The sequence below is a fragment of the Pseudomonas syringae group sp. 26L6 genome (assembly GCF_032587815.1).
Taxonomy (GTDB): Bacteria; Pseudomonadota; Gammaproteobacteria; order Pseudomonadales; family Pseudomonadaceae; genus Aquipseudomonas; species Aquipseudomonas amygdali.
The window spans coordinates 117,451-137,536 of sequence record NZ_JAWHPJ010000018.1; the positions used below are offsets into that span (position 1 = coordinate 117,451).

Genomic DNA, 20,086 nt, shown 5'->3' on the forward strand with positions numbered 1-20,086 from the left:
TGATCAGGCGTTTTCGCGCTGATGTGCAGCGCTTAGCCATAACGGGATGCGGCGTTCAAGGTAATAGCCCGGATTGCGCAGCGAGCCGTCGACGAAACCGACATGCCCGCCTTTGGCGTGTAGCTCGAACTCGGTGCAGGACGACAGCTCGCTCGGTTCGGGGAGGCTGTGAGGGAACACGAACGGGTCGTCGCTGGACTGAATGATCAGCGTCGGCGTCTGAATCTGACCCAGATAGTAGCGGCTGGATGCCCTGCGGTAGTAATCCGTGGCGTCGGAAAAACCATGCAGCGGTGCAGTCACCCGTCCATCGAAGTCCCAGAACGTTCGCATGTTCTCCAGTGAGCCCAGCGCGGCGAGTTCGGCCAGCCCCTCGCTGATGCCTTCATGCTGGAAGCGATGCTGCTTGTCACGGATATACGCCAGCATTTCGCGCATGAAGTGCCGTTGATAAACCCTGGAGAATCCTTGGCCGATGCGGTTGGCGCATTCGTCCAGCCGAAACGGCACTGACACCGCCACCGCTCCTCGAAGATCACTGCTAGCGCCGGATTCACCCAAGTACTTGAGCAACACATTGCCGCCCAGCGAATACCCCGCCGCATAAATCGGAGCCAGTGGTCGCAGCGAACGCAAATGAGCGATCACTTCGGCCAGGTCCTCGCTGGCTCCCGAGTGATAACTGCGTGACAGCAGGTTCGGCTCTCCCGAGCACCCGCGCCAGTTCAGCGCCACACTGGGCCAGCCCTGCGCCGCCATGGCCTTTTGCAGACCGGCTACATACGGCGAATTGGACGACCCGGTCAGGCCGTGCAATACCAGCACCAAGGGCTTATCGGGCTCATCCGGGCCATGCCAGTCCATGTCCAGAAAATCCCCATCCTTCAACCACAACCGCTCGCGAGTGCGCGCCAGCAGCGTCGGCTTGCGCAGCAGCGGCCCCCAAAGCGTCTGCAAATGCGGATTGCCCATGCCGACGGCCGGGACGAATGGATTGGCATGGGACAGAAAGGTAGGGCGTGTGGACACGTGCTTGCTCAACGATCAGTTCAGGGGCTGAAGCTGTACGTTGCCATTAAGTGGACCGGGATGTAAGTGGCTTGACGGTGTCGTTGGTATAGAAATGCGTTTCGTGACGCTCTGCATCGCAAAAGAGTACGCACAGCGTCCAGAACGACATGCCGACGCCGAGCGTCGCACGATAGTCGAGGTTATCGTTCCGCACGCTCCAGCGTGGGAATGCCTTTCACGACGCTCTGCGTCGTCAAGAGGACGCGGAGCGTCCAGAACTGCATGCGACGCGGAGCGTCGCACGATAGTTGTAGTTGCTCCAGCGTGGGAATGCCTTTCACGACGCTCTGCGTCGTCAAGAGGACGCGGAGCGTCCAGAACTGCATGCGACGCGGAGCGTCGCACGATAGTTGTAGTTGCTCCAGGGTGGGAATGCCTTTCACGACGCTCTGCGTCGTCAAGAGGACGCGGAGCGTCCAGAACTGCATGCGACGCGGAGCGTCGCACGATAGTTGTAGTTGCTCCAGGGTGGGAATGCCTTTCATGACGCTATGCGTCGTCAACAGGACGCGGAACGTTCAGAGCGCATGCCAAACGCGGAGCATTGGTTCGTGAGCTGTCAGCCCTGGCCCCGCTGCCACAACGCGTAATACACCTGACCAGCCTTTTTCTCGCGGTGTAACCGCCAGCTGCCCGGCAAGCCGGTGGTCGATGGCGGGGTTTCGCTTTCGGTGTAGATCCAGGCAGTGTCGGCCAGCCAGCCGTGGCTTTCCAGCAGGTTGCAGGCTGAAGCCAGCAGGCCCTGATGGAAGGGCGGGTCGAGGAACACAACGTCAAAGGGCGAGGCGGTGGCGGTTTCCAGATGGCGCAGGGCGTCGGTCTGGGAGACCTGGCCGCTGGTGCAGTTCAGTGCGTTGAGGTTCTGGCGCAGACTGGCGATGGCTGCCGCGTTGCTGTCCAGCGCCAGGCCCATGCTGGCGCCACGGGACAGGGCTTCGAAATACAGTGCGCCGCTGCCAGTGAAAACGTCCAGCACCCTGGCACCAGCGATGTAGGGTGCCAGCCAGTTGAACAGGGTTTCGCGCACGCGATCAGGCGTCGGGCGCAGGCCGGGGGCGTCGGGGAAGGTCAGGCGACGGCTGCCCCATTCTCCGCCGATGATACGAAGCTGACCCAGGCCGTTGTGGCCCTTCGGACGTGGATTGGCCATCAGTGTTCCGGGACCCCTACAGGTTGGCGAGTGGGTTTGTCGGTCGGCGCCGGCAGAGGCTTTTGCTCGACGGTCGGGCCAACGGTAACAATGACCATCTTGTCGGCGCTCAGGTGCTTGCTCATCGCAGCTTTCACCTGTTCGACGGTCACGCTCTGGGCGGCGGCCATGTAGTCCTCAAGGTAGGTCAGCGGCAGGTTGTAGAAACCGATTGCTCCTAGCTGGCCCACGATGGCCGAATTGCTGGCTGCGGTGAGCGGGAAGCTGCCGGTCAGTTCGCGTTTCACATCGTCGACTTCTTTCTGGGTCGGGCCGTTGGCGAGGAAGTCGCGAACGATGTCCTGTACCAGTTTGAGGGTGTTTTCGCTCATTTCCGCGCGCGTTTGCAGGCCGATCATGAACGGCCCGGCAACCTGCATGGCGGTGAAGCCTGACGACACACCGTAGGTCAGGCCGCGTTTTTCCCGCACTTCGGTCATCAGTCGACTGCCAAAGCCGCCACCACCCAGTACCGAGTTACCCACGGTCAGCGCCGCGTAATCCGGGTCGTTACGGTCGATGCCCAGTTGCGCGAGCATCAGGTGGGTCTGGTTGGACGCGAATTCGATATGCGTGGTGCCTGCCTTCGGTTCAACCGGATCGGCGACCTTCGCCAGCGCCGGGCCTTTGGGCAGCGAGGCGGAAACCTGCGCCGCGACGGCTTGCGCTTCGTCTCGCGACAGATCGCCTACCAGAGCAATCACCGCGTTGCCTGCCGCATAGCCTTTGGCGTGGAAGGCCTTGAGCTGAGCCAGGGTAATGGCATTGATGCTTTTTGCGTCGCCTTCACTCGGGTGAGCGTAAGGATGGTCGCCGTAGAGACGGTTGAACAGTTCCTTGCTGGCGATAGCGCCGGGGTTCTGTTTCTGAGTCTCGAAGCTGGCGATCAACTGGTTTTTGATACGGGCCAGAGAGTCGGCAGGGAAGGTGGGCTTGCCCACGACTTCGCTGAACAGCTTCAGGGCCGGGTCGCGCTTGTCGGCAGCACTCAGGCTGCGCAAGGACGTGACCGCCATGTCACGGTAGGAACCGTTGCTGAAATCCGCTCCCAGGCCTTCGAAGCCCTGAGCGATGGCGTTGACGTCCTTGCCTTTGACGCCCTCGTTGAGCATGGCGTTGGTCAACAGGGCAATGCCGGGCGATTTCTGGTCCTGGCTGCTGCCTGCGGCGAATGTCAGGCGCATGTCGAACATCGGCAATTCGCGCGATTCCACGAACAGCACCCTGGCACCCTCGGCGGTATTCCAGGTTTGTATGTTCAGGGCACGACGGGCCGGCGCCTTGCCGTCCAGTTCCTTGAGGGTTTGCAGGTTGCTGCCCAGTGCAGGAGTGGTCTGGCCCTGCTCGGCAGGGGCGGCGTTGTCGGCCACGGCTGGCAATGCGACAAAGGTGCCGAGTGAACCGGCCAGGATCAGGCCAAGCAGCGCATGACGTGGAGCGTTGCGCGTGATCATTTGGCTTTCTCCTCAGGCAGAACGTGCGCAACGCTGAGGCGCTCACGGGTGAAATAGGTATTGGCTGCTTTCTGGATGTCTTGCGGGGTCACGCTTTGCAGCGCCTCCAGTTCATTGTCCATCAGCTTCCAGGACAGGCCGACAGTTTCAAGCTCGCCGATCATGGTCGCCTGGCTGGTAATCGAGTCGCGCTCGTAGACCACGCCCGCAATGACCTGAGCCCGAACGCGCTCCAGCTCTTCGGCCGACGGTGCCTTGGTTTTCAGCTCGTCGAGCAGACGCCAGATGCCGGCTTCCACATCGGCCAGGGTCTTTTTCTTTTGCAGATTGGGTGTGGCGCTGATCATGAAGAGGCTGTCGCCGCGAGCAAATGCGTCGTAGCGCGACGATGCGCCGGAGACCAGTTCTTCGCCACGTTCCAGGCGTGAGGAAATGCGTGCGCTGTAACCACCGTCGAGCAGTGCCGCAATCAGGCGCAGGGCATTCGCCGAACGTGGGTCTTCAGCGGTCGCAACGCTTGGCACGTTGAAGCCGTAAATCAGGCTCGGCAACTGAGTTTTGACGTGCAGAGTGATCTTGCGCTCGCCCGGCTCGGCCAGTTCCAGTGGTTTTTTCGAGGGCGGCACGTCGCGGCGCGGGATCGGCCCGAAGAAACGCTCTGCCAGGGCTTTGACCTCGTCCGGCTGCACATCGCCAACCACCACCAGCGTGGCGTTGTTCGGCGCATACCAGGATTCGTACCAGTGGCGCAGCTCTTCAACCTTCATGCGCTCCAGGTCCGCCATCCAGCCAATGGTCGGCGTGTGATAGCCGCTGGCAGGGTAGGCCATCGCCTTGAAGCGTTCGAATGCCTTGCCCATCGGCTTGTCATCGGTGCGCAGGCGACGCTCTTCCTTGATGACTTCGATCTCGCGGCTGAACTCGTCGGCGGGCAATTTCAGGGTTGCCATGCGATCGGCTTCCAGCTCCAGCGCTACGCTCAGACGATCGCGGGCCAGGACCTGATAGTAGGCGGTATAGTCATCGCTGGTGAACGCATTCTCTTCAGCACCCAGATCGCGCAGAATCAGCGAGGATTCACCCGGTTCGGTCTTGCTGCTGCCCTTGAACATCATGTGTTCCAAGGCATGGGACAGGCCGGTCTGGCCGGGTGTTTCGTAGCTGGAGCCGACCTTGTACCAGATCTGGGAAACCACCACTGGAGCGCGGTGGTCTTCGCGGACGACAACTTTCAGGCCATTGTCCAGGGTAAATTCATGGGTCGGTTGCGAATCAGCAGCCAATGCTGTCAAGGGCAGACAAATAGTGCTGAGCAGCAGGCCTGCGGCGCGGCGGGCTAGAGCATTCATTCGTAGTTTGAACCTGTAGGACGGCCCGCGTGAACTTAGCGTCGGCGGGCGCGGGGGTGTTAGGATACTGATCCGTTTGCTTCAGAGACAGCCTTCACTGGCCGATTGCGAGTGAAACCTGTCTGAAACGCAGGTAAAGGTAGCGCTTCAAGCGGCTGTTGAGTGAACAAGAAGTCCTAAACGCAGTCTGTTTTGCATGTCAGAATTTTTCCGGGTCGCCCTCTGGCGCCCCGCAACCTTGAGATAGCCGTCCTCCATGTTTGGTTCCAACGACGACAAGAAGACCCCAGCCGAGGCTGGAGAGAAGAAAGGCCTGTTCGGATGGCTGCGCAAGAAACCGCAGCAAGCCGAGCCAGCGCCACAAGAATCATCCCCGACGCAACCCGATCCGGTCCACGACCCGGTTGTGACCACGCCGCAGGTTGAGCCTGCTGTTGCCTCGCAATCTGTACCCGAGAGCATCGTCGAGCCGGTTGCGCATTCGCAGCAAGGCCATGTCGAGCCGGGTGCGCCGTCGCCTCAGCCGTGGCTGACCTTGCCGGTAACCGAGGAGCCAGTGGCACTGAGTGACGAGCGCGAGCCGCACATCACCCCGCCAATTCCAGAGCAAAGTCAGGCTCATGCCATGCCCGAGCCGGTCGCAGCGCAACCTGTGGCTGATATCGTGCCGCTGAGTGTTCCCGAGCCGCTCCTGGTTCAGCCTGTTCCAGAACCAGAACCCGTCGTGGCGCAGGCTGTGCCACAACCGGTAGCGCCTGTTCCGCAAGTGGTTCCTGCTCTGGCCCCTGCTCCGGTACAAGAGCCCGAAACCGGCAAGGTCGGCTTCTTTGCTCGCCTGAAGCAGGGGCTGTCGAAAACCAGCGCCAGCATCGGCGAAGGCATGGCCAGCCTGTTCCTGGGCAAGAAAGCCATCGATGATGACCTGCTGGAAGAAATCGAAACCCGTTTGCTGACCGCCGATGTCGGCGTTGAGGCCACATCGGTCATCATCAAGAGCCTGACTCAGAAGGTCGCGCGCAAGCAGTTGACCGATGCTCAGGCGTTGTACACCTCGTTGCAGGGTGAACTGGCTGCGATGCTCAAGCCTGTCGAGCAGCCCTTGGTGATCAAGGCCGAGCACAAGCCGTTCGTGATTCTGGTGGTCGGCGTCAATGGTGCGGGCAAGACCACTACCATCGGCAAGCTGGCCAAGAAGCTGCAACTGGAAGGCAAGAAGGTCATGCTGGCCGCGGGCGACACGTTCCGCGCTGCAGCCGTCGAGCAATTGCAGGTCTGGGGTGAGCGTAATCACATACCGGTCATCGCTCAGCACACCGGTGCCGATTCCGCCTCGGTGATTTTCGATGCCGTGCAGGCCGCCAAGGCCCGTGGCATTGATGTGTTGATCGCCGACACCGCAGGTCGCCTGCACACCAAGGATAACCTGATGGAGGAATTGAAGAAGGTTCGCCGTGTAATTGGCAAGCTGGACGCAGATGCCCCTCACGAAGTCCTGCTGGTCCTCGATGCGGGCACCGGGCAGAACGCTATCAATCAGGCCAAGCAATTCAACCAGACCGTCACGCTGACCGGGCTGGCGCTGACCAAGCTGGACGGCACCGCCAAGGGCGGCGTGATTTTCGCTTTGGCCAAGCAGTTCGGCTTGCCGATTCGCTATATCGGTGTCGGTGAAGGTATTGATGACTTGCGTACCTTCGAGGCCGAACCCTTTGTTCAGGCACTGTTTGCGGAGCGGGAGCGTCCATGATTCGATTCGAGCAGGTCGGTAAGCGCTACCCGAATGGACATGTCGGGTTGCATGAACTGAGCTTTCGAGTACGTCGCGGCGAGTTTTTGTTTGTCACTGGTCATTCCGGTGCCGGTAAAAGCACGCTGTTACGCCTGTTGCTGGCCATGGAGCGTCCGACCACCGGCAAACTGATGCTGGCTGGTCAGGACCTTGGGCAAATCAGCAACGCACAAATCCCGTTTCTGCGTCGTCAGATCGGCGTGGTATTCCAGAATCACCAGTTGCTGTTCGATCGCACGGTGTTCAACAACATCGCGTTGCCCTTGCAGATCCTCGGTCTGTCCAAGCCCGAGATTGCCAAACGGGTCGATTCGGCCCTTGAGCGTGTGGCGCTGTCCGATAAGGCCGAGCTGTACCCCGGCGACCTGTCCACCGGTCAGCAACAGCGTGTCGGGATTGCTCGCGCCATTGTCCATCGCCCGGCCTTGCTGCTGGCCGATGAACCGACCGGTAACCTCGACCCACGTCTGGCGGCGGAAATCATGGGCGTGTTTGAAGATATCAACCGACTGGGGACCAGCGTGCTGATCGCCAGTCACGACCTTGCATTGATTGCCCGCATGCGCCATCGCATGTTGACCCTGCAACGCGGTCGTCTGATCGGTGACGGGGAGGCCGGAGTATGAGTGCTACACGCAGCCCCAAGGTGTCGGAGCGCGTCGCGCCCAAGGCCGCCGACCCAGTGCCGCCGAAAAAGAAAAAGCAGCGTCACGACCATGATGATGACGGCCCGGATTTCAGTGCGTTGTTGTCGGCGTGGCTGGAAAGCCATCGCTCCAGTCTGCTGGACAGCCTGCGACGTCTGGCCAAACAGCCGATAGGCAGCTTTTTTACCTGTCTGGTGATGGCGATCGCCTTGAGCCTGCCGATGGGCTTGTCATTGCTGCTGAGTAATGTCGAGCGTCTGGGTGGTTCATGGCAGCGCGCGGCGCAGATTTCCATCTACCTGAAGCTGGATGCCAATACTGCTGATGGCACTCGCTTGCGCGATGAAATCAAGTCGATGCCCGGTGTGGCAGACGCCGAGTACATCAGCAGCGAGCAGGCATTGGGTGAATTCAAGCAACAGTCCGGTCTGGGCGAGGCGCTCAAGGAATTGCCAGAGAACCCGCTTCCGGGCGTGGTGCTGGTAACGCCGGATGAAGTGGACAAACCTGCGCTGGAAGCCTTGCGCACGCGGTTGGCAGAACTGCCTAAAGTCGAGCAGGCGCAACTGGATCTGGTCTGGGTCGAAAGGCTGGCCGCGATCCTCAAGCTGGGTGACCGATTCGTTTTCGGCTTGACGGTTTTGCTTGTCTCAGCTTTGCTGTTAGTAATTGGTAACACAATTCGTCTACATATTGAAAACCGCCGTATCGAAATCGAAGTCATCAAGCTGGTGGGCGGTACTGACAGCTACGTGCGCAGACCCTTCCTTTACATGGGCGCGCTGTACGGTTTCGGGGCAGGTATCCTGTCCTGGGGCGTTCTGGCTTATGGCCTGAACTGGCTGAACGGTGCGGTCGTCGGGCTGGCAGGTCTCTATGGAAGCGACTTTGCGCTGGCAGGTGTTCCGATGGGTGATGGTCTTTCGCTCTTGCTTGGAGCGGTTCTGTTAGGGTATATCGGTGCCTGGATTGCGGTCGCTCGTCACTTGCGTGAGCTGGCGCCCCGTTAGAGGCAAATTTTTCGTTCACCAGACTGGCTTCTGAAAATCAAGGAACTTGGTTAGCGGTTCCGGGTCAATCTGGCTATTGCTGAACTGCACATAACCTGTGCGCTGGAGGTTTTTTCGTATGACCACTTCTTTGCAACCTGCTTATGCTTTAGTCCCGGGTGCGAACCTTGAGGCCTATGTGCACACGGTCAACAGCATTCCCTTGCTGACGCCCGAGCAGGAGCGTGAACTGGCTGAAAGTCTCTACTATGAGCAGGATCTGGACGCGGCCCGACAAATGGTCCTCGCCCACCTGCGCTTTGTCGTGCACATCGCTCGCAGTTATTCGGGTTACGGTCTGGCTCAGGCTGACCTGATTCAGGAAGGTAACGTTGGTCTGATGAAGGCCGTGAAGCGTTTCAACCCCGAAATGGGCGTGCGTCTGGTGTCCTTTGCCGTGCACTGGATCAAGGCCGAAATTCACGAGTTCATCCTGCGTAACTGGCGCATCGTCAAGGTCGCCACCACCAAGGCGCAGCGCAAGCTGTTCTTCAACCTGCGCAGCCAGAAGAAGCGTCTGGCCTGGCTGAACAACGACGAGGTGCATCGCGTCGCTGAAAGCCTTGGCGTCGAGCCGCGTGAAGTCCGTGAAATGGAAAGCCGTCTGACGGGCCATGACATGGCCTTTGACCCGGCAGCCGAAGCGGATGACGACAGTGCGTTTCAGTCACCAGCCAATTATCTGGAAGACCACCGTTACGACCCGGCGCGTCAACTGGAAGATTCCGACTGGACTGACAACTCCACCGCCAACCTGCATCAGGCGCTGGACGTGCTGGACGAACGCAGCCGCGACATCCTCTACCAGCGCTGGCTGGCAGAAGAAAAAGCCACGCTGCACGACCTGGCGCAGAAGTACAATGTCTCCGCCGAGCGTATTCGTCAGCTGGAAAAAAGCGCGATGAACAAGCTCAAGACGTCGATAGCTGCGTAAGGTTAACTGGCAACGAAAAACGCCCCGAGATGATCGGGGCGTTTTTGTTTGTGTACCAGCTATCGTGCGTCGCTCCGCGTCGCATGCCGCTTCGGACGCTTCGCGTCCTCTTTTGTGACGCAGAGCGTCACGAACGGCATTCCCACGCTGGAGCGTAGGGAACGATAATCTCAATATCGCATGCCGTTCTGGACGCTCTGCGTCCTCTTCGCGACGCAATCACCACCGACGGCTGCTATTGAGTCCCTGCAAATACTCATCCCCACCCAACTGACGCATTTGCTGACGAATCCAGCCGGCGCGACGCGAGACGTAGCTGCTCGGGTGGCTGGCGCTCCACTCGCGCGGGTTGGGGAGGACGGCGGCGAGGTAGCTGGCCTGTTGTACAGAAAGCGCGCTGGCGTTGGTGCGGAAGTGATGTTGCGCTGCTGCCTGCGCGCCGAATACGCCTTCGTCCCATTCGACGCTGTTCAGGTACACCTCAAGGATGCGCTCCTTGGACCACAGCAGCTCGATGAGCATAGTGAACCACGCCTCCAGCCCTTTGCGCAGGTAGCTGCGACCGGACCACAGGAACAGGTTTTTCGACACCTGCTGGCTAAGCGTACTGGCGCCACGGATCGAGCCGCCGCGCTCGTTATGCAGGATGGCCGCTTGAATGGCGTCGACATCGAAACCCCAATGCTCGGCGAATTTCTGATCCTCGCCGGCAATGACCGCAATTTTAAGGTTGTCGGAGATCCTGTCCCACGGTTCCCAGTCGCGTTGCAGGTCGATAGGCTCGCCGTCGACCCAGGATTCGACCTTGCGTTCGACCATCAGCGCGGTGCCTGGTGGCGGTACCCAGCGCAGAACCAGAACCACGAGAACACTGCCTGCGGCGAACCACAGCAGGGCTTTGACGATGCGACGAAGGATAAACTGCAGCATAGAGATGGCTTGGCCGAACCCGTTGAGCGGGCCATTATACAGACCGTGCGCCTTTCGACGATTTTTCACTGGAGTTCCTGATGCTTCGTAGCTTTTTGATGCTTGCTGCCTTCTTCGGCTTCACGGGTGTGGCGTTGGGCGCATTTGCCGCCCACGGTCTCAAGGAACGCCTGAGTGCCGAGTACCTGGCGGTGTTCCATACGGGTGTGCTTTACCAACTGATCCACGCGCTGGCCCTGCTCGGTGTGGCGATACTGGCGACGCACATCCCCGGGCGTCTCGTCACTTGGGCCGGATTCTCGTTCGCTATCGGCATACTGTTGTTCTCCGGCAGCCTGTACGCGCTGACCCTGACCGGCATCGGCAAGCTGGGCATCATCACCCCGTTCGGTGGTCTGGCCTTTCTGTTTGGCTGGTCGATGCTGGGGCTGGCGGCCTGGAGGCTGGGTTCGCCTCCTTGAACATCTGCTCATCTGGAGGCCAGCCACGCTTGAGACGAATGGCGTGGCTTTGCCTTGGTCATACCCGCTGATCGGGCTAGAATGCTGGCCCCCCAAAAATGATGGCTGCTCTCGCATGCACATTCAGTTGAACGGTGAACCCTTTGAATTGCCCGATGGCGAAACCGTCGCGGCATTACTGACCCGCCTGGACCTTGCCGGACGCCGGGTTGCGGTGGAACTGAACCTGGATATCGTGCCGCGCAGTCAGCATGCGGCGACCGTCCTGAGTGAAGGCGATCAGGTCGAAGTGGTTCATGCCATTGGCGGTGGCTAGTTCGCAACCTGCACTTAGCCCAACCCCCATCTGCACGTTATGAGGATTTCCGATGAGCAATGTTCGCAGCGACAAGCCCTTCGTCCTGGCCGGTCGGACTTTCGAGTCGCGTCTGTTGGTAGGCACCGGCAAGTACATCGATATGGAACAGACCCGTCTGGCCATTGAGGCCTCGGGTGCCGAGATCGTGACTGTTGCCGTGCGTCGCACCAACCTCGGCCAGAACCCCGGCGAGCCGAACCTGCTGGATGTGCTGCCACCTGATCGCTACACCATCTTGCCGAACACCGCTGGCTGCTTCGATGCAACCGAGGCTGTGCGCACCTGCCGCCTGTCCCGCGAACTGCTCGACGGCCGCAATCTGGTCAAGCTCGAAGTGCTGGCCGACCAGAAAACCCTGTTTCCGAACGTCATCGAAACCCTCAAGGCCGCCGAGATACTGGTCAAGGACGGTTTCGACGTGATGGTCTACACCAGCGATGACCCGATCATCGCCCGCCAGCTGGCCGAAATCGGCTGCATCGCGATCATGCCGCTGGCCGGCCTGATCGGCAGCGGTCTGGGTATCTGCAACCCCTACAACCTGCAGATCATTCTTGAAGAAACCAAAGTGCCGGTGCTGGTCGATGCCGGTGTCGGCACTGCCTCCGACGCCACCATCGCGATGGAACTGGGCTGTGAAGCCGTATTGATGAACTCGGCCATCGCCCATGCGCAGCAGCCGGTGATGATGGCCGAAGCCATGAAGCACGCTGTAATTGCCGGTCGTCTGGCGTACCTCGCCGGGCGCATGCCTCGAAAACTCTATGCCAGCGCATCTTCGCCGCTGGATGGCCTGATCAAGTAAGAGCCCGTTGATGACTGATTCGCACGTTCCGCACCCAGAGTCGCCTGCTGTCGAAGAAGGCGAAGAGCGCCCGCACCGCCGCATCAAGAGTTTCGTGATGCGTGCCGGTCGCATGACCGAAGGTCAGCAGCGCGGCCTCGATCAAGGTCTCCCCCTGTATGGCCTGTCGCTGACCGATGCGCCGGTGGATTTCGATCAGGTGTTCGGTCGCGCTGCGCCGCGCACGCTGGAAATCGGTTTCGGCATGGGCCACTCGTTGCTGGAAATGGCGGCAGCGGCTCCCGAGCACGATTTTATCGGTGTCGAGGTGCACTCCCCAGGCGTAGGCGCGCTGCTCAACGGTGTGCTGACCCAAGGGCTGACCAATGTGCGCGTCTACGATTGCGACGCCATTGAAGTGCTGAACCGCTGCGTCGCCGATAACAGCCTTGATCGCCTGATGCTGTTCTTCCCGGATCCGTGGCACAAGAGCCGTCACCACAAGCGCCGTATCGTGCAGCCGGAATTCGCCGCACTGGTGCGTAGCAAGCTCAAGGTTGGCGGTGTGTTTCACATGGCCACCGATTGGGGGCCTTACGCGGAATACATGCTGGAAGTGATGAGCGTAGCGCCTGGTTATCGCAATCAGGCTGAAGACAAGCAGTACGTACCGCGCCCTGCGGAACGGCCGATCACCAAGTTCGAGCGCCGTGGCGAGAAGCTCGGGCATGGCGTCTGGGATCTGAAGTTCGAGAAAGTCGACTGAGCGTGCTGATCGTGCCCGGTTACATGGGCACGATCACGCAGTATAAAGCCCGTTACTGAATCTCGTCCGGCTTGACGATCACCCAGTTCTTGTCCGCCGTGACCGGCAATTTCTCCTTGGCCTGAGCTTCGGCATTGTCCTTGATCATGCCATTGAGCTGGGTCATGTACTTGTCCTTGCGGTTGATCCACAAGTGCACGCCGCCCTTGCTCACGTCGACGCTGTGAAACAGCATGTAGCCGTCGCTGGTCGGGGTATCGCCGCCGACCAGAACCGGTTTTTTCCACTGGTCGATGTAGGTCAGAATCGCCGCCTGCTTGCCGGCCATCCAGGTCGCCGGGGTCCACAGATAAGGTGTCAGCTCCAGCCCCATGTTGCTTTTCGCATCGTATTTGCCTGCGGTGATCTGCTTGCGTGCGGTAGTCAGCTCACCGGTCTTGCGGTCTTTGAGCAGGGTGGTGACGCCTATCACGTTCTGCGGTTTGACGTTGTAGCCGTACTTGGGATCGGCGGCGACCATGCGCACCAGCTCTTCGGACGCTGCGGTCATCACGTAGACCTCGATGCCGTTCTCCATCAGCTTGTTGTACAGCTCGGTCTGCCCGGTGAATACGCGCGGCGGCTCGACATTGAGTTGCTTGACCGTATCGCCGTCGTAATAGGTCGCCGGGATCGGCTTTTTCAGGGCCATCAGCTCATCGACATAGCCTTTGAGCTCCTGCAGGGTAAAGCCGGAAAACACCTGCGCGACCCACGGGTAGCAGACCATGTCGTCTATTTCGCAAAGGCGATAGTAGTAACTGAACAGGCTTTCCTTGTGGTCGGCGGTGTCTTTGAAGGGGATCAGCTTCAGCGAAGGGTCGAGCGTTTCGCGGGTAATCAGTCCTTTGTTTTCCATGTACGGCAGCAGCGACTCTTCAAGGTCGAAGCGGTAGCTGGTGTTGTCCATGTCGAAGACCGCATAGTTGCCCTTGTTGGCATTGGCGGCAATCATCGCGTCGAGTGCCTTGGCGGCAGGCTCGGGCCAGTGCTTCAATTCAGTGGCAGCAAAGGACTGACTGGCGAGCCCGGCACAGAGCGCTGCAACCAGCAGTTTTGGCGCGATTTTCATAGGCGATTTTCCCTTGTCATAAAAACGAAGGGACAAACCGTAACAAAATATTGTGAAGGCAAAAGTACGTCAGCGACCCGAAAAAGGCCAAAAGACGCCGTTTGCCCCTTTATTTGCGACAGTGAAACTAAAAGCGACACTTTTATTGCAGTTTTTCGTCAGCGACCTCAAATACGCCGAAAGACGCTTATCAGACGCGTTCCCAGACTTCAAAGTTGTAAGCAGGCTTGTCATCGACAGCCGCGTTCTCGGTATCGGACACCAGCGCCCATTGCGCCGTATCGATTTCTGGAAACCACGCGTCGCCATCAGGGCTCAGTGCCACGCGAGTCAGGTACAGGCGATCCGCCTCGGGAAGGCCCTGAGCATAAAGCTGCGCGCCGCCGATCAGCATCACCTCGTCGACACCCTGTTCCTTCGCCCATTGCTCGGCGCGCACGACTGCGGCATCCAGCGAAGGGAAGACTTCCGCGCCCTCGAGCTGCAAATCAGTCTGGCGGCTGACTACCAGGTTCAGGCGACCGGGCAGGGGGCGGCCCAGCGAATCCCAGGTCTTGCGACCCATGATGATCGGCTTGCCGAGCGTCGTGGCCTTGAAGTATTTGAAATCCCCCGGCAAATGCCAGGGCATGGAATTGTCGACGCCGATCACTCGGTTTTCACCAAGGGCGGCAATCAGGCTAAGGGGGAGATGAGTTTTCATGCGCCGAGGATATCAGAGGTCGCAGGGCAGGCGAATGAACTGACACGCACCGTGCTCAGTCCCATGACAGCGGTTATGCTCACCGCTGAATTCAATCAAGAGACACTGTGTGACTGCACTGACCCCACTCGATACCCTCTGGCTGACCGAAGCCGTGCGCCTGCGTGAACACCAGGCTGGCGCGCTGGATGATCAGGAAGCCAATCGCCGCGCCCGGGCGGCCGGAGGCGACCTGACTGCCCGTATCACCCATCGCGCCCTTGGGCTGGCACAGCGCGACGGCATGCTCGGCGCATTGCATCACTGGAAGCAGGGCGCGCGGTTGGCGTTGATTGCGCTTGCCGTATTCGCTGTCATCAGTGGCGCGGGCCTGGCCTTCGCCGCAATGGGCGACGGGCAGGCACCGGTCAATGTGTTCTGGGCGCTGGGCAGTCTGCTTGGGCTTAATCTGGTGCTGCTGGCTACCTGGGCGCTGGGCTTTATCTTCGCTGGCCGCAGCAACAGCGGGCTGGGCCGCTTATGGCTGTGGTTGAGTGAAAAGCTTGCCCGTGACGCCCAGGCTGCGCAACTTGCTCCGGCATTGGTTCTGCTGCTGCAACGCAAGCGTCTGAATCGCTGGGTGCTTGGCCTGGTGGTTCACAGCCTGTGGCTGCTCGCGCTGGTCAGTGCGCTGGTGGTGCTGTTGATGCTGATGGCGACCCGGCGCTACGGGTTTGTCTGGGAAACCACCATTTTGAGCAGCTACACGTTTGTCAGCCTGACTCAGACACTCAGTACCGTCCCGGCTTGGCTGGGCTTCAGTGTGCCGGACGAAGCCATGATTCGCGCCAGCGGCAATGCAGCGCTGAGTATCGAGAATGCACGCCAGGCCTGGGCTGCGTGGCTGGTGGGCGTGCTGCTGGTCTACGGCATTGTGCCGCGTCTGTTGCTGGCAGCGTTCTGCCTGTGGCGCTGGAAGCAGGGCAGGGCAGCGCTGCGCCTTGATCTGGATTTGCCCGAATACCTTGAATTGCGTGAGCGCCTGATGCCCAGCAGCGAGCGCCTGGGAGTCAACGATGCCGAGCCTGCCGCACTGCATCAGGTGCTGTCCGGCGGAGGGGCGAGCGAAAGCGACGGCGCGTTGCTGGTGGCCATCGAGCTGGATGATCAACAAGTCTGGCCGCCAGAACTGCCGTCAGGCGTGGTCGATGCGGGCATTCTCGACAGCCGTGAGTCGCGCCACAAGCTGCTGGAGCAACTGACCCAGTATCCGCCTGCGCGCATAGTGATCGCCTGCGACCCGCGCCGCTCGCCGGACCGTGGCAGTCTGGCACTGATTGCCGAACTGGCGCGCAGCGCGGGGGCGACACGTGTATGGCTGTTGCCCGCGCCTGCCGGGCAGGTGCTCGATCTGGAGCGTCTGGGCGACTGGCACACCGCGCTGGATCAATTGCAGTTGCCGCGCACAGACAGCGCGCCTTTGAACTGGCTGGAGACAGGCCATGACTGAAGCAGACAATGTCCGCGCCATCAAGCTGGCGGTGGTTGGCCACACCAATGTCGGCAAAACGTCGCTGCTGCGTACCCTGACCGGCGATGTCAGCTTCGGCGAAGTGTCTCACCGGCCCAGCACCACCCGCCATGTGGAAGGCGCGCGCCTGTCGGTGGACGGTCAGGCACTGGTCGATCTGTACGACACGCCCGGCCTGGAGGACGCCATTGCGCTGCTCGATTACCTGGAGCGGCTTGATCGTCCTGATGAACGTCTGGATGGCCCGGCGCGACTGGCGCGCTTTCTGGAGGGCAGTGAAGCACGCCAGCGCTTTGAGCAAGAGGCCAAGGTCATACGCCAGTTGCTCGGCTCGGACGCTGGGCTGTACGTGATCGATGCGCGTGAACCGGTACTCGCCAAATACCGTGACGAGCTGGCAGTGCTGGCCAGCTGTGGCAAGCCGTTGCTGCCGGTGCTGAATTTCGTCAGTGCGCGCGAGCACCGGGAGCCGGAATGGCGAGAGGCGCTTTCACGCTTGGGTTTGCATGCATTGGTGCGTTTCGACAGCGTCGCACCGCCGGAAGATGGCGGTCGTCGTCTGTACGAAAGCCTGGCGCTGCTGCTGGAAAGCGCGCGGCCTCGGCTTGAGCGTTTGATTGAGGATCAGGAGAAACAACGTCGAGCCAGAAAACACAGCGCGGCGCGGCTTATCGCCGAACTGTTGATTGACTGTGCAGCGTGTCGGCGTAGCGTCGAGACCACTGCCGAGCAGGAACAGCAGGCTGTGGAAGCGTTGCGCAAGGCTGTTCGCCAGCGTGAGCAGCAATGTGTCGAGGCGCTGCTCAAGCTGTATGCGTTTCGCAATGATGATGTGTCTACCAGCGATTTGCCGTTGATGGATGGCCGTTGGGGCGATGATCTGTTCAATCCGGAAACCCTCAGGTTGATGGGCGTGCGGGTTGGCGGCGGCGTGGCAGCCGGTGCGGCGGCCGGGGCAGGGGTCGATCTGATGGTCGGCGGCGTAACGCTTGGCGCGGCGGCTTTAGTCGGCGCAATTGCGGGCGGTGCCCTGTTGACGGCGCGCAGCTACGGCGGACGATTGCTGGGCAAGTTGAAGGGCCGCAGGGAATTGACGGTGGACGATGCAGTGCTGCGCCTTCTCGCACTGCGACAGGGGCACTTGTTGCTGGCATTGGGAGTGAGAGGCCACGCGGCCATTCACCGCATGGAATTGACCACCCCGCAGGACAAAACCTGGCGCAAAGGCAAAATCCCCGAGCCGCTCACCCGTGCCCGCGCCCACCCGCAATGGTCAACACTCAATCCGCACGCCAAACCGAATCAGGCTGAGCGGCAGGAAGCGATTGATCAGCTGGCGGATGTGGTTTTGCAGGATTGACTATTCCAGCGCTGAAGACCGGACGCAGAGCGTCCTAGAACGGCATGCGACGCGGAGCGTCGCACGATAGTTGAGGTGATCGTTCCTCACGCTCCACCGTAGGAATGCCGTTGCGTCACAGGTCTGTGCAGCGCCACGGCCCCAAGACTGGACGCGGAGCGTCGCACGATAGTTGAGGATGAAGCTGAGCACGATAGTTGAGATATCGTTCCTCACGCTCCAGCGTGGAAATGCAGTGGGCGACGCTCCGCGTCACGAATCTGCGCCTTGACGCATCCTCCAGAAACCCCGCATTCAGGCGCTTTTCAGCTTGCCGTTTACCGGCGAAAACCCGCCGATTATTTTTATTGATTGATCGTTCAATAAAAAATCTTTAGACTGGTCTCACCGTTTTGGTACAACGATCACTGCAGACACCCGGGAGAATCGCGCCAATGCCCAAGGTCGGAATGCAACCCATCCGCCGCCAACAACTGATCCAGGCCACGCTTACTGCGGTCGATCAGGTCGGTATGGGCGACGCCAGCATTGCTCTGATCGCGCGACTGGCGGGCGTGTCCAACGGCATCATCAGTCACTATTTTCAGGACAAGAACGGCCTGATCGCCGCCACGATGCGGCATCTGATGAACGCCTTGATCCAGAACGTCCGCGAACGTCGGCAGGCGCTGACCGAAGACAGCCCAAGGGCTCATCTGCAAGTGATCATCGAAGGTAACTTCGACGCCAGTCAGGTCAGCGGCCCGGCCATGAAAACCTGGCTGGCCTTCTGGGCGACCAGCATGCATCACCCTTCGCTGCACCGATTGCAGCGTATCAACGACCACCGTTTGTATTCGAACCTGTGCTGTCAGTTCCGCCGTACCTTGCCACTGGAACAGGCACGCAGCGCCGCCCGCGGGCTTGCTGCCCTGATAGATGGGCTGTGGCTGAGAGGCGCGCTGTCAGGCGATGCATTCGACACCGAGCAAGCGCAACGGATCGCTTACGAGTACATGGATTTCCAATTGGCGAAATCGGCGAGCTGAGGCTTTCGAAGCCCCTTACCGAACGACTGTAAAAGCCTGTTGCCGAACGAACCCGGCACACTGAAATCAGTCATCGCCCCCCACTGAATTTGCGAGGACTTTATGGCCCGTTTTGAACTGCAGAAACTTTACATCAATGGCGGTTACGTCGATGCCAGCAACACTGAAACCTTCGATGCCATCAACCCGGCGAACGGCGAAGTACTGGCGCAGATCCAGCGCGCCGGCAAGGAAGACGTCGAGCGCGCAGTCGTTGCTGCTGAAAAAGGCCAGAAGATCTGGGCGGCCATGACCGCCGTCGAGCGTTCGCGCATCCTGCGCCGTGCTGTCGACATCCTGCGTGAGCGCAACGATGAGCTGGCCGCGCTGGAAACGCTGGACACCGGTAAAGCCATTTCCGAAACCCGCTACGTGGATATCGTGACCGGCGCTGACGTACTGGAATACTACGCAGGCCTGGTACCTGCAATTGAAGGCGAACAGATCCCGCTGCGTGATTCCTCTTTCGTTTACACCCGCCGAGAGCCGCTGGGTGTGGTTGCAGGCATCGGTGCTTGGAACTACCCGATCCAGATCGCCCTTTGGAAATCCGCACCGGCGCTGGCTGCGGGCAACGCGATGATCTTCAAACCAAGTGAAGTCACCTCGCTGACCACTCTGAAACTGGCAGAAATCTACACCGAAGCTGGCGTGCCAAATGGCGTGTTCAATGTGCTGACCGGTAGCGGTCGCGAAGTCGGCACCTGGATCACCGAGCACCCGCGCATCGAGAAAGTCTCGTTCACCGGCGGCACCGACACCGGCAAGAAAGTCATGGCCAGTGCCTCAAGCTCGTCGCTCAAGGAAGTGACCATGGAACTGGGCGGCAAGTCGCCGCTGATCGTGTTTGACGACGCTGATCTGGACCGTGCTGCCGACATCGCAATGATGGCCAACTTTTACAGTTCCGGTCAGGTCTGCACCAACGGTACGCGTGTGTTTGTACCGAACGCGTTGAAAGCCGAGTTCGAAGCGAAAATCCTTGAGCGTGTGAAGCGTATTCGCGCCGGTAACCCGGAAGACGAAAACATCAACTTCGGCCCGCTGGTCAGCTTCGAGCATATGGAAAGCGTGCTGGGCTACATCGCCAAGGGCAAAGAGCAGGGCGCACGCCTGTTGTGCGGCGGTGATCGTCTGACCGGTGGTGTGTTCGACAAGGGCGCTTTTGTTGCGCCAACCGTGTTCACCGACTGCACCGACGACATGACCATCGTGCGTGAAGAAATCTTCGGCCCGGTGATGAGCATCCTCGGTTACGACACCGAAGACGAAGTGGTGCGCCGCGCCAACGACACCGACTTCGGTCTGGCCGCAGGCATCGTGACTCGCGACCTGAACCGCGCACACCGCGTGATTCATCTGTTGGAAGCCGGTATCTGCTGGATCAACGCCTGGGGCGAGTCGGCGGCACAAATGCCGGTCGGCGGTTACAAGCAATCGGGTGTTGGTCGTGAGAACGGCATCAGCTCTCTGGCGCAGTACACGCGGATCAAGTCGGTACAGATCGAGCTGGGCGACTACGCCTCGGTTTTCTAAACACGCTTCAAGTGGCAC

Annotated in this window: 20 protein-coding genes; 12 read left to right on the forward strand and 8 right to left on the reverse strand. The window is 60.2% G+C overall.

The window, feature by feature from the left end:
* Positions 1-3: 3 nt before the first annotated feature.
* The 5 genes from RYA97_RS08175 to RYA97_RS08195 form a co-directional block, all read right to left on the reverse strand.
* Complete coding sequence (locus tag RYA97_RS08175) at positions 4-1,029, reverse strand: hydrolase (RefSeq protein WP_004654847.1); 1,026 nt, start codon at positions 1,027-1,029, stop codon at positions 4-6.
* A 182-nt stretch (positions 1,030-1,211) separates the two neighbouring features.
* Entirely contained in the window at positions 1,212-1,556 is a 345-nt protein-coding gene (locus tag RYA97_RS08180) for a hypothetical protein (protein WP_199734978.1), read from the reverse strand.
* Positions 1,557-1,630: 74 nt separating this feature from the next.
* On the reverse strand, positions 1,631-2,221 hold the full coding sequence (rsmD, locus tag RYA97_RS08185; RefSeq protein ID WP_003316320.1) for a 16S rRNA (guanine(966)-N(2))-methyltransferase RsmD: 591 nt from the start codon (positions 2,219-2,221) through the stop codon (positions 1,631-1,633).
* Complete coding sequence (locus RYA97_RS08190) at positions 2,221-3,714, reverse strand: M16 family metallopeptidase (protein ID WP_002555634.1); 1,494 nt, start codon at positions 3,712-3,714, stop codon at positions 2,221-2,223. The genes rsmD and RYA97_RS08190 overlap by 1 nt, the downstream gene beginning before the upstream one ends.
* A complete protein-coding gene (locus RYA97_RS08195; protein ID WP_005781203.1) occupies positions 3,711-5,063 on the reverse strand; it encodes a M16 family metallopeptidase in 1,353 nt (450 codons plus the stop codon). Before RYA97_RS08195 ends, RYA97_RS08190 begins: the two co-directional genes overlap by 4 nt.
* Positions 5,064-5,319: 256 nt before the next feature.
* Between RYA97_RS08195 and ftsY the strand changes: the two genes are divergently transcribed.
* The 4 genes from ftsY to rpoH all read left to right on the forward strand — a co-directional run bounded on the left by ftsY (position 5,320) and on the right by rpoH (position 9,482).
* On the forward strand, positions 5,320-6,810 hold the full coding sequence (gene ftsY, locus RYA97_RS08200) for a signal recognition particle-docking protein FtsY (RefSeq protein ID WP_005781201.1): 1,491 nt from the start codon (positions 5,320-5,322) through the stop codon (positions 6,808-6,810).
* Entirely contained in the window at positions 6,807-7,478 is a 672-nt protein-coding gene (gene ftsE, locus RYA97_RS08205; RefSeq protein ID WP_002555631.1) for a cell division ATP-binding protein FtsE, read from the forward strand. Before ftsY ends, ftsE begins: the two co-directional genes overlap by 4 nt.
* Positions 7,475-8,509, forward strand: a complete 1,035-nt coding sequence (gene ftsX / locus RYA97_RS08210; RefSeq protein WP_002555630.1) for a permease-like cell division protein FtsX — start codon at positions 7,475-7,477, stop codon at positions 8,507-8,509. Before ftsE ends, ftsX begins: the two co-directional genes overlap by 4 nt.
* Before the next feature lie 118 nt (positions 8,510-8,627).
* Entirely contained in the window at positions 8,628-9,482 is an 855-nt protein-coding gene (gene rpoH / locus RYA97_RS08215) for an RNA polymerase sigma factor RpoH (RefSeq protein WP_002555629.1), read from the forward strand.
* Positions 9,483-9,701: 219 nt separating this feature from the next.
* On the opposite strand, the gene mtgA is transcribed toward rpoH, so the two are convergent.
* Complete coding sequence (gene mtgA, locus RYA97_RS08220) at positions 9,702-10,412, reverse strand: monofunctional biosynthetic peptidoglycan transglycosylase (RefSeq protein WP_002555628.1); 711 nt, start codon at positions 10,410-10,412, stop codon at positions 9,702-9,704.
* 80 nt (positions 10,413-10,492) lie between these two features.
* On the opposite strand from mtgA, the gene RYA97_RS08225 reads away from it, so the two are divergent.
* The 4 genes from RYA97_RS08225 to trmB all read left to right on the forward strand — a co-directional run bounded on the left by RYA97_RS08225 (position 10,493) and on the right by trmB (position 12,781).
* Entirely contained in the window at positions 10,493-10,873 is a 381-nt protein-coding gene (locus RYA97_RS08225) for a DUF423 domain-containing protein (RefSeq protein WP_005781198.1), read from the forward strand.
* A 115-nt stretch (positions 10,874-10,988) separates the two neighbouring features.
* On the forward strand, positions 10,989-11,189 hold the full coding sequence (gene thiS / locus RYA97_RS08230) for a sulfur carrier protein ThiS (protein ID WP_003372514.1): 201 nt from the start codon (positions 10,989-10,991) through the stop codon (positions 11,187-11,189).
* Positions 11,190-11,241: 52 nt separating this feature from the next.
* The gene (locus tag RYA97_RS08235) at positions 11,242-12,036 is read left to right on the forward strand and encodes a thiazole synthase (RefSeq protein ID WP_003304387.1); all 795 of its coding nucleotides are present in this window, start codon (positions 11,242-11,244) and stop codon (positions 12,034-12,036) included.
* 97 nt (positions 12,037-12,133) lie between these two features.
* Positions 12,134-12,781 (forward strand): tRNA (guanosine(46)-N7)-methyltransferase TrmB, encoded by a 648-nt coding sequence (gene trmB, locus RYA97_RS08240; protein WP_212785061.1) that lies wholly within the window; start codon positions 12,134-12,136, stop codon positions 12,779-12,781.
* 52 nt (positions 12,782-12,833) lie between these two features.
* Here trmB and RYA97_RS08245 read toward each other — a convergent pair whose 3' ends face one another.
* Complete coding sequence (locus RYA97_RS08245; RefSeq protein ID WP_010194758.1) at positions 12,834-13,892, reverse strand: hypothetical protein; 1,059 nt, start codon at positions 13,890-13,892, stop codon at positions 12,834-12,836.
* A gap of 190 nt (positions 13,893-14,082) precedes the next feature.
* The gene (locus RYA97_RS08250) at positions 14,083-14,595 is read right to left on the reverse strand and encodes a dihydrofolate reductase (protein ID WP_005781189.1); all 513 of its coding nucleotides are present in this window, start codon (positions 14,593-14,595) and stop codon (positions 14,083-14,085) included.
* Positions 14,596-14,704: 109 nt separating this feature from the next.
* On the opposite strand from RYA97_RS08250, the gene RYA97_RS08255 reads away from it, so the two are divergent.
* From RYA97_RS08255 to betB, 4 genes are all read left to right on the forward strand, one after another.
* Positions 14,705-16,084 carry a DUF2868 domain-containing protein gene (locus tag RYA97_RS08255; protein ID WP_005781187.1) on the forward strand — a complete coding sequence of 460 codons (1,380 nt, stop codon included), beginning with the start codon at positions 14,705-14,707 and terminating at the stop codon, positions 16,082-16,084.
* Entirely contained in the window at positions 16,077-17,465 is a 1,389-nt protein-coding gene (locus tag RYA97_RS08260) for a GTPase/DUF3482 domain-containing protein (protein ID WP_117140509.1), read from the forward strand. Before RYA97_RS08255 ends, RYA97_RS08260 begins: the two co-directional genes overlap by 8 nt.
* A 434-nt stretch (positions 17,466-17,899) precedes the next feature.
* On the forward strand, positions 17,900-18,493 hold the full coding sequence (gene betI / locus RYA97_RS08265; RefSeq protein ID WP_002555619.1) for a transcriptional regulator BetI: 594 nt from the start codon (positions 17,900-17,902) through the stop codon (positions 18,491-18,493).
* A 102-nt stretch (positions 18,494-18,595) separates the two neighbouring features.
* The gene (gene betB / locus RYA97_RS08270; RefSeq protein ID WP_016981554.1) at positions 18,596-20,068 is read left to right on the forward strand and encodes a betaine-aldehyde dehydrogenase; all 1,473 of its coding nucleotides are present in this window, start codon (positions 18,596-18,598) and stop codon (positions 20,066-20,068) included.
* The last annotated feature ends 18 nt before the right edge of the window (positions 20,069-20,086 follow it).

Excerpts from the sequence above, each read along its gene's own strand:
- RYA97_RS08180 (WP_199734978.1), bottom strand. The coding sequence starts at position 1,556 with ATGAAAGGCATTCCCACCCTGGAGCAACTACAACTATCGTGCGACGCT.
- rsmD (WP_003316320.1), bottom strand. The coding sequence starts at position 2,221 with ATGGCCAATCCACGTCCGAAGGGCCACAACGGCCTGGGTCAGCTTCGT.
- RYA97_RS08190 (WP_002555634.1), bottom strand. The coding sequence starts at position 3,714 with ATGATCACGCGCAACGCTCCACGTCATGCGCTGCTTGGCCTGATCCTG.
- RYA97_RS08195 (WP_005781203.1), bottom strand. The coding sequence starts at position 5,063 with ATGAATGCTCTAGCCCGCCGCGCCGCAGGCCTGCTGCTCAGCACTATT.
- ftsY (WP_005781201.1), top strand. The coding sequence starts at position 5,320 with ATGTTTGGTTCCAACGACGACAAGAAGACCCCAGCCGAGGCTGGAGAG.
- ftsE (WP_002555631.1), top strand. The coding sequence starts at position 6,807 with ATGATTCGATTCGAGCAGGTCGGTAAGCGCTACCCGAATGGACATGTC.
- ftsX (WP_002555630.1), top strand. The coding sequence starts at position 7,475 with ATGAGTGCTACACGCAGCCCCAAGGTGTCGGAGCGCGTCGCGCCCAAG.
- rpoH (WP_002555629.1), top strand. The coding sequence starts at position 8,628 with ATGACCACTTCTTTGCAACCTGCTTATGCTTTAGTCCCGGGTGCGAAC.
- mtgA (WP_002555628.1), bottom strand. The coding sequence starts at position 10,412 with ATGCTGCAGTTTATCCTTCGTCGCATCGTCAAAGCCCTGCTGTGGTTC.
- RYA97_RS08225 (WP_005781198.1), top strand. The coding sequence starts at position 10,493 with ATGCTTCGTAGCTTTTTGATGCTTGCTGCCTTCTTCGGCTTCACGGGT.
- thiS (WP_003372514.1), top strand. The coding sequence starts at position 10,989 with ATGCACATTCAGTTGAACGGTGAACCCTTTGAATTGCCCGATGGCGAA.
- RYA97_RS08235 (WP_003304387.1), top strand. The coding sequence starts at position 11,242 with ATGAGCAATGTTCGCAGCGACAAGCCCTTCGTCCTGGCCGGTCGGACT.
- trmB (WP_212785061.1), top strand. The coding sequence starts at position 12,134 with ATGCGTGCCGGTCGCATGACCGAAGGTCAGCAGCGCGGCCTCGATCAA.
- RYA97_RS08245 (WP_010194758.1), bottom strand. The coding sequence starts at position 13,892 with ATGAAAATCGCGCCAAAACTGCTGGTTGCAGCGCTCTGTGCCGGGCTC.
- RYA97_RS08250 (WP_005781189.1), bottom strand. The coding sequence starts at position 14,595 with ATGAAAACTCATCTCCCCCTTAGCCTGATTGCCGCCCTTGGTGAAAAC.
- RYA97_RS08260 (WP_117140509.1), top strand. The coding sequence starts at position 16,077 with ATGACTGAAGCAGACAATGTCCGCGCCATCAAGCTGGCGGTGGTTGGC.
- betI (WP_002555619.1), top strand. The coding sequence starts at position 17,900 with ATGCCCAAGGTCGGAATGCAACCCATCCGCCGCCAACAACTGATCCAG.
- betB (WP_016981554.1), top strand. The coding sequence starts at position 18,596 with ATGGCCCGTTTTGAACTGCAGAAACTTTACATCAATGGCGGTTACGTC.